Origin of the sequence: Flavobacterium rivuli WB 3.3-2 = DSM 21788 (genome assembly GCF_000378485.1) — a bacterium.
Classification (GTDB): Bacteria; Bacteroidota; Bacteroidia; order Flavobacteriales; family Flavobacteriaceae; genus Flavobacterium; species Flavobacterium rivuli.
Window position 1 is genome coordinate 40,258 of sequence record NZ_KB899976.1, and the last position, 17,002, is coordinate 57,259.

At 37.3% G+C, this 17,002-nt stretch carries 13 protein-coding genes; 4 read left to right on the plus strand and 9 right to left on the minus strand.

Features of this window, described 5'->3' with window-relative positions:
- Positions 1-9: 9 nt before the first annotated feature.
- The 4 genes from F565_RS0118525 to F565_RS0118540 form a co-directional block, all read right to left on the minus strand.
- The gene (locus F565_RS0118525; RefSeq protein ID WP_020214738.1) at positions 10-1,239 is read right to left on the minus strand and encodes a Glu/Leu/Phe/Val dehydrogenase dimerization domain-containing protein; all 1,230 of its coding nucleotides are present in this window, start codon (positions 1,237-1,239) and stop codon (positions 10-12) included.
- 63 nt (positions 1,240-1,302) lie between these two features.
- On the minus strand, positions 1,303-3,249 hold the full coding sequence (locus F565_RS22005; protein WP_020214739.1) for a tetratricopeptide repeat-containing sensor histidine kinase: 1,947 nt from the start codon (positions 3,247-3,249) through the stop codon (positions 1,303-1,305).
- A 162-nt stretch (positions 3,250-3,411) separates the two neighbouring features.
- Positions 3,412-3,573, minus strand: coding sequence for a hypothetical protein (locus F565_RS22975; protein ID WP_154652669.1), 162 nt, complete (start codon positions 3,571-3,573; stop codon positions 3,412-3,414).
- 416 nt (positions 3,574-3,989) lie between these two features.
- A complete protein-coding gene (locus F565_RS0118540) occupies positions 3,990-4,829 on the minus strand; it encodes a LytR/AlgR family response regulator transcription factor (protein WP_020214741.1) in 840 nt (279 codons plus the stop codon).
- Positions 4,830-4,932: 103 nt separating this feature from the next.
- Between F565_RS0118540 and F565_RS0118545 the strand changes: the two genes are divergently transcribed.
- Positions 4,933-5,601 (plus strand): response regulator, encoded by a 669-nt coding sequence (locus F565_RS0118545; RefSeq protein ID WP_035642580.1) that lies wholly within the window; start codon positions 4,933-4,935, stop codon positions 5,599-5,601.
- 75 nt (positions 5,602-5,676) lie between these two features.
- Here the strand turns inward: F565_RS0118545 and F565_RS0118550 are convergent, their stop codons facing one another.
- A complete protein-coding gene (locus F565_RS0118550; RefSeq protein ID WP_020214743.1) occupies positions 5,677-6,750 on the minus strand; it encodes an anhydro-N-acetylmuramic acid kinase in 1,074 nt (357 codons plus the stop codon).
- An 86-nt stretch (positions 6,751-6,836) separates the two neighbouring features.
- Here F565_RS0118550 and F565_RS0118555 point away from each other — a divergent pair, with 86 nt between their 5' ends.
- On the plus strand, positions 6,837-7,979 hold the full coding sequence (locus tag F565_RS0118555; RefSeq protein ID WP_020214744.1) for an acyl-CoA dehydrogenase: 1,143 nt from the start codon (positions 6,837-6,839) through the stop codon (positions 7,977-7,979).
- A 51-nt stretch (positions 7,980-8,030) separates the two neighbouring features.
- Here the strand turns inward: F565_RS0118555 and F565_RS0118560 are convergent, their stop codons facing one another.
- A complete protein-coding gene (locus tag F565_RS0118560; RefSeq protein WP_020214745.1) occupies positions 8,031-8,363 on the minus strand; it encodes a hypothetical protein in 333 nt (110 codons plus the stop codon).
- A 393-nt stretch (positions 8,364-8,756) separates the two neighbouring features.
- Between F565_RS0118560 and F565_RS0118565 the strand changes: the two genes are divergently transcribed.
- Positions 8,757-9,095 carry a helix-turn-helix domain-containing protein gene (locus tag F565_RS0118565; RefSeq protein WP_020214746.1) on the plus strand — a complete coding sequence of 113 codons (339 nt, stop codon included), beginning with the start codon at positions 8,757-8,759 and terminating at the stop codon, positions 9,093-9,095.
- Positions 9,096-9,197: 102 nt separating this feature from the next.
- Entirely contained in the window at positions 9,198-11,612 is a 2,415-nt protein-coding gene (locus F565_RS0118570; RefSeq protein ID WP_020214747.1) for an ATP-binding protein, read from the plus strand.
- A 72-nt stretch (positions 11,613-11,684) separates the two neighbouring features.
- Here F565_RS0118570 and F565_RS0118575 read toward each other — a convergent pair whose 3' ends face one another.
- The 3 genes from F565_RS0118575 to F565_RS0118585 all read right to left on the minus strand — a co-directional run bounded on the left by F565_RS0118575 (position 11,685) and on the right by F565_RS0118585 (position 16,961).
- Positions 11,685-13,031, minus strand: coding sequence for a sigma-54-dependent transcriptional regulator (locus F565_RS0118575; protein ID WP_020214748.1), 1,347 nt, complete (start codon positions 13,029-13,031; stop codon positions 11,685-11,687).
- 134 nt (positions 13,032-13,165) lie between these two features.
- On the minus strand, positions 13,166-13,465 hold the full coding sequence (locus F565_RS0118580) for a hypothetical protein (RefSeq protein ID WP_020214749.1): 300 nt from the start codon (positions 13,463-13,465) through the stop codon (positions 13,166-13,168).
- A 178-nt stretch (positions 13,466-13,643) separates the two neighbouring features.
- A complete protein-coding gene (locus tag F565_RS0118585; protein ID WP_020214750.1) occupies positions 13,644-16,961 on the minus strand; it encodes a T9SS type B sorting domain-containing protein in 3,318 nt (1,105 codons plus the stop codon).
- Positions 16,962-17,002 lie beyond the last annotated feature (41 nt).

Below are 17,002 nucleotides of genomic sequence, written 5' to 3' on the forward strand. Positions count from 1 at the left end.
GCCTGCCGCTTATTTTACTAATTGTTTAAGGGCAATTGTAAATGCTGTATTGCTTATCCCTGTTTTAGATGGATTTTGGGCATGTACATTTTGTATGGCTTTCTTAATGATCTCTGATGTGTCCTGAAAAATTGCCTCATCTGTCATAGATACTTTTTTCTCCATAAAGTAAGCAAATACACGCGCCATACCACAGTTAGATATAAAATCCGGAATAAGGCTTACCTTACTGTCTGTAGCTTCCATTATCGGCCCAAAGAATATTTCTTTATCAGCAAACGGTACATTAGCACCACAGGAAATAACTTCCAGCCCTGCGCCTACCATAGCATCTACCTGCTCTTTAGTAACAAGCCTTGATGCCGCACAAGGTGTAAATATTTCTGCACCAACACTCCAAACCTCAGCGTTAAGCTGTTCAAACCCAATCATGTTATCTGCAACAAGCTTATTACCATCTTTATTAAGGAACAACTTCGTTATTTCTTCAAAGCTAAACCCATCTTTATTAAGAAGGCCGCCATCGCGATCTATAATACCTACTATTTTTACACCCATTTTAGCAAGGTAAAATGCCGCTGCCGACCCTACATTGCCAAAACCCTGTACAATAGCTTTTTTACCCTCTACATTACCGCCATATATTTCGTAATAATTACGCACCGCTTCGGCAACGCCATAACCGGTTATCATATCGGCTACAGTATATTTACGAACAACATCAGGCGAGAACGATGGGTTTTCTATAACCTTAACCACACCCTGGCGCAACTGGCCTATACGGTTTATTTTATCAGCTTCGGTAGGTTTAAAATGCCCGTTAAAAACACCTTCCTGCGGATGCCACACCCCACATTCTTCGGTCATGGGTATAACCTCATGTATTTCGTCTACATTAAGGTCGCCGCCGGTACCATAGTAACTCTTTAACAATGGAGAAACCGCTTTATACCAACGCTGCAAAACCCCTTTTTTGCGAGGATCGTTAGGGTCAAAATTAATTCCCGATTTTGCTCCGCCAATGGCCGGGCCAGATACCGTAAATTTTACCTCCATGGTTTTAGCAAGAGATAACACCTCGTTCATATCAAGGCCTTTTCTCATGCGGGTACCACCACCGGCAGCACCACCACGAAGCGAGTTTATAACCGTCCACCCTTCTGCATCAGTTTCGGTGTCTTTCCAGTTAAAAACTATTTCAGGCTGTTTATTTTCGTATATACTCAGTAAATCTTTCATTTATTTGTGTTTTGTTCAGCGCAAAGATATAAAACATATATTTTACAAATTGATGTTTTTATGTTACAAAGCAAAGTGTACCCTTATTGATGTGCCTGCACCTATGGCTGATTCTATTTCTAAATTACCGTTTAGCGCTTCAGATCGTTTTTTCAGGTTTTTAAGTCCAATACCTTCTGCCGCCACCTGTGTATCAAAGCCCACGCCGTCATCTGCAACTGCTATTAATATTGTATTGACATTTTTTTTAACCTTAACCATCACATTTACAGCCTGAGAGTATTTATTCACATTTTGTAACGCCTCCTGTATTATCCTGTACACATTAACCTTATGGGTGTTAGGCATTGCCTCCCAATCTATATCCGGGTCTATATCGGCCTCAAAAACAGTATCAAACTTATTTTTTTGAGACGTAATCATAAAGCCAAGAATGTTCTCAAAATTTTTGTCCTGGTTAAATGCTATACTTCGGCTAAGGTCATGAGATACCGCCCTTATCTCTGTTTCTACATTTTGCAGTTCTTTTATAAAACCTTTCCTGTTCTCTATGGCCTGCTCATCGGTTTTCCTGTTGCTAAACTCAAGGTTTAGGCGCACAGCATATATATTATTTAAAATGCCGTCATGCAGCTCCATGGCAATACGGTTTTTTTCTTCAGATCGGGCACTGTCTATCTTACCCTGCTGCTCAAACATTAACTGATAGATCTCCTCGTTAGCTTTTTGCTGTTCCTGTATATGTAAAAGTTCTTTATTGCGCGAGTTAAGATAATATATAATAAATATGGCCGCCACAAATAATAATACAATTACAGAGACGCCAATAATAAAATTATTTTTACGATCCAGTGCCGCCTTTTCATCCTGCAGTTTCTCTGTTTCATATTCTATACGCGCAAATTTATTATGGTTACGCTTAGATACATCTTTAAGGCTGTCTGTAATACGAAAGTATTTTTTATTGTAGTAGCTACTGTTTGCCTTATCGGCATCGGCAAGTTTCCTTAGGCTTGTAAGCATATCGGTACTGCTCTTTATAATATTTGCATCCCTGTATGCAAGCTTTAAATACTCTATACCTTTTACAGTATCGCCGGTAGCAATATAATATTCCCCAATATTTATACGGCTTGCTACTTCTCCCGCTGCATTATCCAGACTGTCCCTTATCCTTAAAGACCTGAAAAACATTGTAGGCAGGCCGGAGTAATCCTTCTTTTTAAATTTAGCGTGGCCCAGGTTATTTATAAGTTTTGCATATAAGTTAGGACTGGTAGAACTTATATTTGTATAAGTTAATGCTTTATTATAAATACTAATAGCTTTGTCTAATTGGCCCATTTTTTCATACACAAGGCCCATGTTATTATAGCAAGACCCCTTTAAACTCTCGATATAGTCTTCTGTATAACCTTCTTCTTTAAATATTTCGAGCTTGTTAAGTGCCATTTCAAAATATTTAATTGCCTCTTCGCTATTATCCTGCCCATCGAGCGCAGTAGCGATAAGGTTGTAACAATCGTACACTTTTGTATTTAAATGTTGGCTTTGCAGTTTTTTAAGTGCCCTGAAAGCTTCACTTTCACACATTTCGTAGTCACCTATATCATAATAAATATAGGCCTTATATAATATTACGTCTCCTAATTGTATAGCATCGAGGGCCTGATATATTTTTTCGGCATTTTGGTAGGCTGTAAATGCACTATCCTTATCAGAGCGTAAGTAGTAGGATGCCCCGGATATATAAAATGCCCGGGCCATAGCTAAAGAATCATGAACATCTGATGCCAGATTTAAATTTTTTTTGCTTGTAGAGATTGCATTTTTATACCTGCCTATTTCATAATAACCTAACCCAACTTTATTATATAAATTTCTGGTTACCGAATCGTTAGATGCATCGGCTAATTCTACAAAGGCAGAATCAAGATATTTTCCGCGAATAGTGTTGTCAAGGTTATTATCTGCACTAACGTCCAGTAATTTTTGTATAGAATCTTTCATGTTTTTTTTCACAGAGGATCTTTCACAGGAGATCCCCAGGAGCATTAATGCTACGATTGAAAAGAAAAGATGAGATGTCTTCAAATTTTTTGAGGCAATAGTTTTTATACTATTGCCTCAAAAATATATAATTTTATGTTAAAATCCAATTATGGCTGGATATTATAATCTTGGTTTAGGAAGATCTCTGTCTCCATTACCAAGTACAATTGCTCCATCTGCAGATGTTTGTTTTGTTTCTAATGAGCTGTCGTCTGTTGAACAAGAAGTTGCTGTAAGGCTTAATAATGCGATAACTGCTAATGTAAGGATAGTTCTTTTCATGATAGTAAAGTTTTAGTAAAGGTGGTATTTTAATTATTTATTTTTTAGCTAATCCGGTTGCGTTGCCGGATGTTTCTGGAGCAAACTTAAGCATGAAAAACACATAAACCCCAATAATTACTGGCTGTTTAGTAATATACCCTCGCCTGCGAGTAACTCGACCTATCTGAGTGGTAAAATGCATATTTTAAATAATGATGATTTTTTTATTTCGTTTTTTGTCTAAAAACGATGCGAAAAATTGCATGTATATGCTAATTAAAAAGTAGATGGCTGTTAAATTAACTTAATTTAGAAACCCTTAACAATACTGCAAAGTTAACTTAAAGTTACTAATGCTTTATCTATAATTTATTTAAAAAAACATAATTTTTTAATATAAAATATAATAATTTTACTACAAAAGCACATTGTTACTATAAATATTCTGGTGCTATTTTTCTTATAATGGTATCTATATTATCTTTAAAAGTTTTTGAAAAGGACACAGAAACGTCGTTGTTATCTAAATAACACAACAATTTGCCTGTATTAATCCTGGAAACGTAATTACTATTTACAATATAACTATTGTGTATGCGATAAAAAAACGACGGAAGGTTGTTTTCATAGTGCTTTAAGGTCTTATATGCGGTTAATTTCTTGCCGTTTTGCATATAAAAGTCGGTTGTATTGTTATCTGCTTTTAGGTAAACAACGTCTTTAAGTGCTATAAACTGATAATCTCCATACGATTTTATACATATTTGTATATCTACTTCTGATTTTTGCACACCGGTAGGTGCCCTGTCAAATTCTGCTTCATTATCTAATGGCCTCATGCCTGTAGCAATAGTTTGCAATTGCTGAACCGCCGGTTTATCGTTATCATATTGCGGCCATAAAACCTGTTTTTTAAATTTAAAAAGGGTTTTTCTTAGCTCATATATATGGAGCGGTTTCTGCAGGTAATCAAATACGCCATGCTTAATAGCCTCAAATGCAAATTTCTCGCTATCAGCTAATACTATAAAATAAGGCAATACGTTAATATACCGATAAAGATCGGTAATTACAGTAAAAGATAAATTAGCTTTGCTTTTGGGATTAATTTCTAAGAAAACAAGTTGCGGCCTTAACTCAAGTATTTTGTTTACCGCGTCATCATTATTAACAGCAGTGCCAATACAATAAAATTCAGGAAATTCATCAAACCGGTTGAGCGTGTCCTTTGCATTTCCCTCGTCATCATCTACAACAAGATATGAATATTGCACAAATTACTATTAAAATAAAGTTTAGGCAATATAAACAATTAAATTCACTAATTTTACACTAATGCTTTAATTTTATCAAACCCCCAGATTATTGCACCTTACTATGATTCAAAATATAAATATTTTAATCGTCGATGATCACCCAATGACGGTTAATGGATATATCAATGTTTTATCCGACGAAAAGTTTGACGGATACGAATTAAATTTCACCAAGGCCCTTAACTGTAAAGAGGCTTATGACCTTATAACAGATACCAATAATACATTTAACATGGCTTATCTGGATCTTAGCCTGCCGCCGTACCCTGAAAAAAAAATAACATCGGGTATAGATATTGGCATGCTGCTAAGACAACATATACCAGACTGTACCATTGTTTTTCTTACCATGCACAGCGAAGCACCTTTAATAGAACGCCTTATTAAAGATATAAACCCGCAGGGTATTATGTGCAAAAGCGACATAGATATTGATGAGTTTTTAAACGCCTTTAAAATTGTATTCTCGGGAGATACTTACCTGAGCAGTAAAATTGTAAAATCGCTTAAAGACAGGGTTTTTGATAATTATAAACTTGACAATTATGACAAGCAAATACTTATGCGCCTAAGCGAAGGCATACAAACCAAAAATATACCTAACTATGTGCCTTTATCATTAAGTGATATAGAGAAACGTAAAGCCCACATGAAAAACATGCTATTGCAAGGCAAAGGAGGCGACGATTTTGAACTTATTGAAGCTATAAAAAAAATAGGAGTACTATAAAACGTTCTTTAAAACTTACATAAAAGCAAAACCATCTTATTAGTTTAAGATGGTTTTGCTTTTTTATACACTATTTTACACAGAATATATAACCCCGCTTATATGGTCTTTAGGCGCGCCTGTAACACTGCCCAAAACATTTACCTCGCCCCTAAGCTTTAGCACACCCAGCAATGCAAATATCAGGGCTTCCTTATATTGTATGGTTTTATCATCTGGCACTACAATGCTTAGCTGAGGCATGAGTTGCCGCATACGGTTTATAAGCGTTTTGTTATAAGCACCACCACCGGTAATAAACAGGCTGCCTGCAATACCTTTTTGCAGTATTACATTTGCTATTTGCACAGCAACATGCTCTGTAAATGTGGCAAGGTTATTTTGTGGTGTATCGTTATACTTTTCTACAAGCGGCAATACAGTTTGTTTTACAAATTCAAATCCTAACGATTTAGGATAAGGCGCCGTATAAAAGTTGAGTGAGTTAAGAGCGGTCAGCAACTCTTTATTTATAATGCCTCCAGCCGCAACGGCACCTGCATCATCATAATCTAAGCCAAGCTTATTGGCATAAAAATTAAGTACCGTGTTTACAGGGCAAATATCAAAGGCAAGCCGAATACCATTTTCTTCAAAAGATATATTGCTAAACCCACCCAGGTTAAGGCAATAATTATAATTAGCAAACAACAGCCTGTCGCCTATGGGTACAAGTGGGGCACCCTGCCCTCCCAGTGCTACATCTGCCACCCTAAAATCGCACACTATCTTCTGTCCTGTTAAAGCAGCTATCTGTGGCAGGTTACCTATTTGCAGTGTTACACCATCCTGAGGTCGGTGTAGTATAGTATGGCCATGCGAGCAAACGGCATCAAGATCTGTAAGATCATGGCGCACTATAAAATCGTTTATAAAACTACTTAGCAGTATTGTATAGTCATTATTTAAGGCTTTAAGCTCCTCTTCATTATAATCTATGGCAGTTTTAAGTTTATTAACCCACTCATTAGTGTATGCAATGGTTTCTGCGCCATAAATATGGTACTGCCATACACCGTTTGCAACGGTTAATTTTATATGTGCTAAATCGGCCCCGTCAAGCGAAGTTCCCGACATAACACCTACAACGTTATAGCTTTGTGTAATCATAGGATAAAATTAATCATGTTTTTTAAATTATTAGCATTAAATAACTACATTTGGACATAATAAAACAAAAAAGTAATTTATTAATTATGGATTTTAAACTTACCGAAGAGCACCTGATGATACAGCAGGCGGCCAGAGATTTTGCACAGGCAGAACTGCTGCCGGGAGTTATAGAGCGCGACGAGAAACAAATTTTTCCGACAGAGCAAATTAAAAAAATGGGCGAACTTGGCTTTCTTGGCATGATGGTAGACCCTAAATATGGTGGCAGCGGCCTCGACACCGTGTCTTATGTACTTGCTATGGAAGAGATCTCTAAAGTAGATGCATCCGCTTCGGTAGTAATGTCTGTAAACAACTCTTTAGTATGTTGGGGGCTTCAGGCTTTTGGCACCGAAGAACAAAAACAAAAATACCTTACCCGTCTTGCCACCGGCGAAATTATAGGTGCTTTTTGCCTTAGCGAGCCAGAGGCTGGCAGCGATGCCACGTCTCAAAAAACTACTGCTATAGACATGGGCGACCATTACCTGGTAAATGGCACCAAGAACTGGATAACTAACGGCAGCACAGCCGATGTTTACCTTGTTATTGCCCAAACGCATACAGAGAAAAGGCACCATGGCATTAATGCTTTAATATTAGAGAAAGGCATGCCGGGCTTTGAAACAGGCCCCAAAGAACAAAAACTGGGCATACGCGGCAGCGACACACACTCGCTTATGTTTACCGATGTAAAAGTACCAAAAGAAAACCGTATAGGCGAAGATGGCTTTGGTTTTAAATTTGCCATGAAAACCCTTGCCGGCGGCCGCATAGGTATAGCATCTCAGGCACTGGGAATAGCATCCGGCGCTTACGAGCTCGCATTAAAATACAGTAAAGAGCGTAAAGCCTTTGGTACAGAAATTTGCAACCATCAGGCTATTGCTTTTAAACTGGCAGACATGTATGTAAGTATAGAAGCTGCACGCCACCTGTGCCTAAAAGCAGCATGGGACAAAGACAATTATTTAAATTATGACATTAGCGGCGCTGTAGCTAAGTTATTTGCATCGCAAACTGCTATGGATGTATCTATAGAGGCTGTGCAAATACATGGCGGTAACGGTTATGTTAAAGAATATCACGTAGAGCGTTTTATGCGCGATGCCAAGATTACCCAGATATATGAAGGTACTTCAGAAATTCAGAAAATAGTAATTTCACGATCCCTTATTAATTCATAAAAAAATGCCCTGTAAACGTTTACAGGGCATTTTTTTTTACAATTGTCCGGGTTATGCAATTACCCCAAACACTTCTTTAAACTCCCGCTCTATACCATCTTTGGTAAGATTTAGATCTACAGTATACATATTAGCCTCGTCGATTAGGCCATTGTTACTTTTTTTAGATGATCCCAGTACAAATGGCATTTCGGGGTTGTACAATTTTGCCAGATCTAAAAATTCGATCTCATCGTGCAGAAAAAATACTACTGCATCGTAACCGTCTTTGTAATCTTTCCTGTTATTAAATAACTGGAAATCGTAGCTTTCGCTGTTTAGCGTTTCATTCAATAACTCATAATAACCCAACTGGTTATCATAGACTAACACTTTCTTCTTCATTATATATTTATTTGTAGGGGGCTTGTAATATTTAAATAGTAATTATTAAAAAATAACTATATATCTATATTTTATTTGTTTTTTAACGGTTAAACCAAGCATTATATCGAAAAAGTACTACAACTGTTTTGTTAAGATTATATGTTTAATACATTTATCAAAAATAACAGCAGCGTAAGCGTTTACTACCACTCAAAGTACTTAGCAATAACAACTAAGAGTGTGCATACAAAGGCAATGTTGAATGAGTGTTTTAGTAAGGAGACGTAAAATAAATATTTATTAAAATTTGTAATACTAATTTAAACAGAAAGTACTTAAACAATAGTTATAGATAAACTAATTAAAACACAATATTGAGCATCATCCCAGCAACTATAAAAAAAACTAACCATGAACGTAATTGGACAAAGAATTAAAAAATTAAGAGAAGAGAAAGGTATTACACAGGAAAATATGGCTTTACAGCTTGATGTTACACAAAGTAACTACGGCCGCCTTGAAAAAGACGACAGAAGGCTTAACGTGGTAAAATTGTTGAAAATTGTAAGAATACTTGATGTAAACATTATGTACCTTTTTAACGAGGTTCTTGGCGAGCAAAACACTGAGAACAGCGGCCTTAGCCATACTAATAAAGAAGTGTATGACATTCTTGTAGAAAGCCTTAGATCTGAAATACAACACTTAAAAGACGAAGTGAATTTTTTAAGGGTAATAGTAAGAAGCTAAAACCCAAATGCCCGCTTGCCCCCAAGCCCCCAGGAGTACCTAATACTTTAATACTGTTTACAGCGTTTTTAATACCATAAATAATTATGTACTTTTATAGTTATGGTACAAAGACCTAAAGCATTAAAATTTAAAGTTGTAGCCGGCTATTTGCTGCTGTTTGCAACTGCTGTAATATCGGTATGGTTCGTGTATACCGAAATATTAAAAATTGCACGCCCGGTACAAAATGCCGGCGATAATAATAAAATAGTCCGCATAAGCAATACTATTGCGAGCCTTTACGCATCTGAGGCTATAGGCCGTAACTCTATTCTTACAGGAGATGCTAAAGATTTAAGGCACTATAACCGCCTTACAGATAGTATTAGCAGAGAGATAGACTCTATAAAAAAAGAGGTAGACCCGGCGCAGGTTCAAAAACTGGATTCTGTACAAATGCTGCTTTCCCGAAAAAAGAACAGCATTGCAGAGATTATACAATACCGTAAAACCTATACGGCAGATAATACTTTTACTAAAGCCATTTACGGCATTAACATTGCGCGCGATTCTATATGGACCGCCATTAAGCCTGTTAAAATGACCAAGGTGTACGAGTGGCGCAAAGTTGCAAATGCACTGCTTACCCCAAAACAATTAGACTCGCTTAGCAAACTCCCCGTTAGCAATGATTCTCTTGTAATGGCTTTCGAAAATGTAATTAACCGTCTTGCCATTAAAGACAATAAACTGAAAGACCAGCTGTACCGCAGGGAACAAAAAATGCTGGAAGAAAACAGGTTAATATCAGACCAGTTACGGTTTACCCTTGCATCTGTAGAAAATGAGTTTGTACAAAAAACGTATAAAAACATTTATGCCTCACAGTCTGCATTAGCAAATACGGTTAAGACTATGGCATGGGTAGGCGCGGTTACCTTATTCTTTCTAATTGTTTTCGCCTACATTATTATTTCCGACTTAACCACGCAACAAAACTACCGTAAAAAACTTGAGGTTTTAAACTTAGAGAACGAAGAGCTTTTGCGCAGTAAAAGCATGCTTATGGCTACTGTTACCCACGACCTGCAAACGCCGCTGGGAAGCATAATAGGTTTTCATGACCTTATTAAAAAGCTTGGTGTTACTCCCAAACAAAGTCACTATCTGGCTAACATAAAAGAAAGCGCCAATTACATTTTAAAACTTGTTAATGACCTGCTCGATTTTTCGCGATTAGAAAATAACCGTATTACTATAGAAAAATCAGGTTTTAATATGAAACATGTCATAGAGGCCGCCTGCCGATCGCTGGAACCTATGGCTTTTGATAAAAATGTAGAACTTACCTGGGATATTGAAGAAGAACTTAATGCAAATTTCACATCCGACCCTTACCGTATTAAACAGGTGCTTACTAACCTTATAAGCAATGCACTAAAATTTACCCATGAAGGATCTGTAGAAATAACTGCAAAAATAGAAGGCAATACCATTATTATATCTGTACTCGATACGGGTATAGGGATTGCAAAAGAAAACCATAGTGCTGTTTTTAAAGAATTTACACAGGCACATCACGGCATAGAGAAAAAATTTGGAGGCACAGGGCTTGGCCTTACTATCTCTAAAAAAATTATAGAATTGCTGGATGGCACCATATCATTAGAAAGCCAGGAAGGACAGGGTTCTATATTTACAATAACCCTACCCGCTATTCCGGCAAAAAATGATGAGATTGCCTCCAACACAACATTAGCAAAACCAAACATGTACAATTTGCTTAAAGGCAAAAAGATATTGATGGTAGATGATGATAATGTACAGCTATTACTTATGAAGGAACTGTTTATGCATTATCCTGTTACTGTTGTAACTGAAATCAATTCGGCATCGGCATTGCATTTAATCGAAAATGAACATTTTGATGTCTTACTTACCGATATACAAATGCCTATTATGGATGGTTTCGAGCTTGTTAAACAAATTAGGCAGCACTCAAATACTGCTATTGCAAATATGCCGGCCATAGCACTATCCGGCAAGCGCGACCTTGTTCCACAGGATTATATAGTAAGGGGGTTTACCGCCCACCATCCTAAGCCTATACAAATTGAACAATTGTTAGAACTCGTTGCAGGCATTTTTAGCGAAAATGGTGTTTTTGATAGTAATTTACTACATCTAAGTGGTAACGATACACTTTACAGTTTAAAAAGCCTGTTGCAATTTACTCATAATGACCCCGAATCTTTAAACACCATATTAGAAACATTTATAGAAAGTGCACGGGATAATTGTGAGGTACTGCAGGATGCTGCAATTGCAGATGATATGGATATGGTAGCACAAACTGCCCATAAGATGATACCTATGCTGCGACAAATGGAGGTATATTCTATCGTCGAAAAATTATTACCTCTTGAAGACAGGACAATTACTTTTAATACAGGAGAACTTAAACTGTATACAGATGATATATGTTTAAGGATTGATGAACTTTGTACTAAGCTTGAAACAGAAATGGTGAAATAACAAAAAGAATTATTATAAAAAAGTCATGAAACTCAATGAGTTTCATGACTTTTTTATGAGACTTATAATCGTTTACAAATCTAAATTATATAATTTAAGTTTGTTATATAGTGTTTTACGGTCTATATCTAACAGTTTTGCCGCCTTAGATTTGTTATAGTTAGCTTTTTCAAGTGCTTTTTTTATAGCCTCCTCTTCGTTGTCTTTAGTATACCCAAAAGACTCATCATTTACAACAGGCTCGCGCATTTCGGCAGGCAAAACATCAAGATGAATAATATCTGATTTTTCGAGTAGTACAGATCGTTTAATAATGTTTTTCATTTCGCGAAGGTTGCCCGGCCAGTCATAATTGCGAAAAAGCTGTGTCACATCCTGATCGAAGCCTTCAATTTCTTTTTCAAGGTCGGCGTTGGCCTGTGCCAAAAAATGATTGGCAAAAACCATAATATCCTGCTTCCTTTCAGCGAGTCGGGGTACTTTAATTAAAAACTCATTGAGCCTGTGGTATAAATCCTCCCTAAAATCGCCGCGTTTTACAGCATCCTGCAAATCTTCGTTGGTAGCCGCAATTACGCGTATATCTACATTAATTTCGTTATTGCTGCCTACAGGCTTTACCTTGCGTTCCTGCAAGGCACGCAAAAGCTGTACCTGCACTTCATAAGAAAGATTGCCTACTTCGTCCAGAAATAAGGTCCCGCCATTGGCAGCCTCAAAATGACCTGTTTTATCATTAACCGCACCTGTAAAAGATCCTTTTAAATGCCCGAAAAACTCGCTTGATGCAAGCTCTTTGGGTATAGCACCACAATCTACAGCTATGTAAGGCTTATTAGCCCTTTTGCTTTGCAAATGTATAGAGTGTGCAATGTATTCTTTACCGGTACCACTATCGCCTATAATAAGTACCGACATATTTGTGGGTGCAACAAGGCTGATGTGTTCATGCAATTCGGCAGAATTATTACTAATTCCTTTTACAAAGGGTACGGGTATTTTATTAGTGGTAGTTTTTTTTGTTGCAGGTATATTATTGGCAACTTGTTTCTCCGGCTTTTTGTTTATGGCCAGTCCTATTATATGTAGTATTTCATCTGGGTTAATGGGTTTACCCACATAATCAAAAGCCCCCAGTTTCATAGCGTTTACCGCGGTTTTAATATCGGTATACCCAGTCATTAATATTACACGCGCATCCAGTGATGCTTCTTTAATATACTTAAGTATCTGCAAGCCGTCGCTGTCCGGCAGCCTGATATCGGTTAATACCACATCAAATGTATAGCTCTTTAGTGCTTCTTTAGCCTGTTCCCCATTAAAAGCATTTTCTACCTCAAATCCTTTTTTTTGCAAAAATGTTTTCAGCATTACGCAAAAGGCAGTATCATCATCAATAATCAGGATTTTCGAACTCATTTGGCATAAATAGATATCTGCAAAGGTAAGGTTTTTGCAAGTTACTATGTGTTAACAAAAACAAAAGGAGACGCTCCCGTCTCCTTTCATCGAAGAATTAAATTCTTCAAATCACCTTACTATATGTTGTTATATTACTTTTCTTCCTTAACAAATTCTCCCGTACCGGTAAAGTACACTTTTGTAGATTTGGAATCTTTAGTAACAGTTATTCTGTATTCGTTATCTATAGATACTGCTGCATCACTTATGGTATAACCTTCATATTTTGTTGCTATTTCTTTAAGTATTAATGCAGGAACTTTAGACTCCTCAATTTTTTTATATTCTTTATCCTGCTTTTCTATAGCAACACCGTTCTTTGCTACAAATGATGTTGATGCATTAGCACTAAGCGTTAAAACTACAGCCGCCGCCATAAGTAGATTTTTCATGATTCATTTCGTTGTGGTTACGTTTAAAGTAATTGAAATAATCATACCAAAGTAAACAACATAAATCAAAACCCAATTAAACACCTAACAATCAGTTGTTTGGTTTTAATTTAATGAAACTTATTGCATAAAAAAAGTGGGGGAATTCCCCACTTTAATTGTAGAAATACACACTATTTTATCGCACTAAAGAGAAATGTCCTTTAAACACCCTTCCATCCTGCCTGTTAACAACAAACCAATAATCTGTTGCAGGTAATGGGCTGCCGTTAAATGTGCCATCCCATCCTCCGCTAAGTGCATCAAAGTTTGATATTAATTTACCATATTTATCGTAAACATAAACAATCATCCCGGGTTCTCGCATTGAATATTTTATATGCCAGGTTTCATTAACACCATCACCGTTAGGCGTAAAATATTTTGGATAGTTAAGCAATACAACTTCATGAGGACTTGTAGAGCATAGTGCCCTGTCCCTTACATATACTCTATAGATACCCGTATCAAGATTTGTAAAAACAGGACTTAGCTGATAATTAATATCATCAAGAGAATACTCGTACCTCTCGGGATTATCTAAATTCACTTTAATAACATTGTCATGCTCTGTCCAGTCTTCCGTGCGTATAACCACATTTTCAGGAGGGCCCGCAGCCGTTACAGTCACTGTTACAGTACTCTCGCACGCCTGTGCCGGACTACCATAATAATTTTTTACAACAACAGTATATTCACCGGGATCATGTATTTGTATCGCAGCATCAGAAATTTGAGTAAAAGGCTGCGTACTTGTCCAGGTATACTCATCAAAGCCTGCATCTGCCTGTAGTACAAGATTGCCATTATTTAAGCATATAAATTGCTGGTCTTCTATAGTAAGCCGGGGAATTTGAGAAACCCATACCTTAAAACTTACAATCTTGGGGCACACATTAATAAAATTATTAATTACCCGTGCATAAATAGTTTGCTCATTAGCAGCTGTTATGTAAGGCGCCGGCAGTTCATTAATGGCGGCATCGGCATCACTTGCAGACCCATAATATGTAACATTATAAACATCCGGACTTTGGGTGCCTAATATTTGTGCCGTTCTTGTAGACAGGTCAACTTCCTGTGCTATACTACTACCCTGGTCAATGCATACCACAATATCATCGGGCTGGTTTGTAGTTACAATATCCGGCAGTGTAGATATGTCTCTGGTAACAATATTATTTTGCCCACATGGATTTTCTACTTTAAAAGTATAAATACCCGGGCGCAAATTAGAAAAAACATTACTGGTTCCATTACTGGTAAAAGCAGCATCACCATCCCTCATTACAAAATAGGTAAGAGGCTCAGTACCTTCGGCATCTATATAAACATCATCAGGATGTGCGCCACATGACAGCCTAAAAACATTATCAATAGATACGCTGTCGTTGTATTCAAAAGGATCACTTAATGGTACGATACAATTTTGCACTGCTGTTCCATTGCCTATGCTTACGAAAGCTTTTAAAATCCTGAAATTACCCGAAAAGGCCAGGTTTATATTGGTTTGATTATTTACAAGTGCTATACCTGTTGTATTATCCGGCAATGTACCTTCTGTATACACAATCCCCGTTAACGGATGTAGCCATTGTCCCGGCACAGCAGGATTTTCAACCTGGAGCCAGTATGTAGGAGAATCAGAAGTTGCATCGCTGTCAGATAATGTGAGGTCGAAAGAATTACAATTTGCATGCAATGTATATAACGGCTCGGCACCAGGTACATAAATAAGTGCCGTAATAGTAACTTCTTTTTCTATACCACAGGTATCTGTACCTTTAAAAGTATAATCGCCCGCAATAAAATTATTCATGTACAAAATTCCTCTGCTTAAAAATGCCGTAACATCTATAGGTAAAATGTCATTATTATAACCAGCGGGGGCATCTACGATAGAAATCGAGGTTAAAGGCCCATTAGGGCTCATAACACTTATCCCGGCCATACCGGGAGAACAATCTGCCTTAGATGATGCTACAAAATCTAAAGATACAAAAGGCGGAATTTCTGCATTTACGGGATTATATATTTGCCCGCAATCATCTGTAAGCCGCAACACATAATTACCTATAGGTAAATCAATAACAACTAAAACATCTCCATTAATTATAAATGAAGTAACATCATAAGGTAGCGGTTGCGGAAAAGCAACACCTGTAGGGCTTGTAAAGCTTATAATAGATGCAGAAACAAGCCTTCGGTTAGGTATCCTTACAGTAATACTGCCAAACCCCGAAAAACATCCATTGTTCCTGCCCATAGCAACAGGATTTGGCACATCATTGCTAATCGTTATATTGCCGGTTGCTGTTCTTCCGCAAGCATCTGTAAGCTGTACATTATAGGTCCCTTCAGGAACAGGCTGTCCTGTGCCTCCATAGCTAACCACATTTTCTGTAAACGGCCCGGGATGATTCGCATTAAATGTCTGAGGGTTAAAACCATTAGGCAATACACCTGTAAACGTTAAATTATAAGGAGGCTTGTATTGAGCAGACTGCACATCTATATAAAACATACCGCAGGGCAGTGGTACCTTAGTCATATTAACAGTGGGTACAGGAGTAACAGCCATCCCTGCTTTAACAGGAGATGTTGTTCCACAGCCGTTGGTAACAGTTATATCATAGGTATCGGTACGGCCGGGAACTAATATAAATACATGGCTAAATGATAAACTTGAGGCAGAGCCCGAGGTATACGTTTGGGTATTCACAATATCAGCAGAACCATCGCCGGGATGTATAGTATATGTTATGGTAATAGGGTACTGGATCACTACCCCCTCGGGATTTGTAAATGTATTGGTTATAGTTACAGAGTTGCAGTCTCCGGTTATAACCTCGTCAAATATAGGGTTAGATATTACTGGGGGAGAGTTGTTCGCTTCTACCGTAAACGTTCTTGGCACGTTTTGCCCGCAGGCATCATACGCTCTTATGATATATACACCATCGGGCACGTTTGTAAAAACATTAGAAGCCTGCGGAGGTACGCTATAATTAGCAGATGATATTTCATACAATACCGCAGTACCTGATATAACATTTACTGTTATAACATTAGACCCGTCACACGAACTTGTAGACTGTACAATATCTAAAACAAGAGAAACATCTGTATTATCATTTATTACAATATCATTCTGTTGCTGTATGTTCGTTTCTCCGTTTAAAGTTTCTACAGCCACTACATTATAAGTACCTGCAGCAGTGGCAAAGGTTGTTGATGAGCCCGAGTAAACCGGATTATTGGTGTCCGGCTGTAAGTAAACCGAAAATAAAATAGTAGATCCGGGTAAGGTGCCGGTTGTGGTAAATGTAAGCTGCCCATTGCCTGCACAAGTTTCATCAGTTGCTGCTACTGTAAGGGTAAAATCCGGTAACTGTGCAGAAACAGAAAAAGTGGTAAATAGCAGAACCCAAAAACCTGTCCAAAATGTGGGTTTCATATTTAACAATTTAATAAATAATTATAATATTTGATACGAGC

Coding starts and splice junctions, on each gene's coding strand:
- F565_RS0118570 (WP_020214747.1), top strand. CDS start 9,198: ATGGTACAAAGACCTAAAGCATTAAAATTTAAAGTTGTAGCCGGCTAT.
- F565_RS0118575 (WP_020214748.1), bottom strand. CDS start 13,031: ATGAGTTCGAAAATCCTGATTATTGATGATGATACTGCCTTTTGCGTA.
- F565_RS0118545 (WP_035642580.1), top strand. CDS start 4,933: ATGATTCAAAATATAAATATTTTAATCGTCGATGATCACCCAATGACG.
- F565_RS22975 (WP_154652669.1), bottom strand. CDS start 3,573: ATGAAAAGAACTATCCTTACATTAGCAGTTATCGCATTATTAAGCCTT.
- F565_RS0118550 (WP_020214743.1), bottom strand. CDS start 6,750: ATGATTACACAAAGCTATAACGTTGTAGGTGTTATGTCGGGAACTTCG.
- F565_RS0118560 (WP_020214745.1), bottom strand. CDS start 8,363: ATGAAGAAGAAAGTGTTAGTCTATGATAACCAGTTGGGTTATTATGAG.
- F565_RS0118565 (WP_020214746.1), top strand. CDS start 8,757: ATGAACGTAATTGGACAAAGAATTAAAAAATTAAGAGAAGAGAAAGGT.
- F565_RS0118525 (WP_020214738.1), bottom strand. CDS start 1,239: ATGAAAGATTTACTGAGTATATACGAAAATAAACAGCCTGAAATAGTT.
- F565_RS0118555 (WP_020214744.1), top strand. CDS start 6,837: ATGGATTTTAAACTTACCGAAGAGCACCTGATGATACAGCAGGCGGCC.
- F565_RS0118585 (WP_020214750.1), bottom strand. CDS start 16,961: ATGAAACCCACATTTTGGACAGGTTTTTGGGTTCTGCTATTTACCACT.
- F565_RS22005 (WP_020214739.1), bottom strand. CDS start 3,249: ATGAAAGATTCTATACAAAAATTACTGGACGTTAGTGCAGATAATAAC.
- F565_RS0118580 (WP_020214749.1), bottom strand. CDS start 13,465: ATGAAAAATCTACTTATGGCGGCGGCTGTAGTTTTAACGCTTAGTGCT.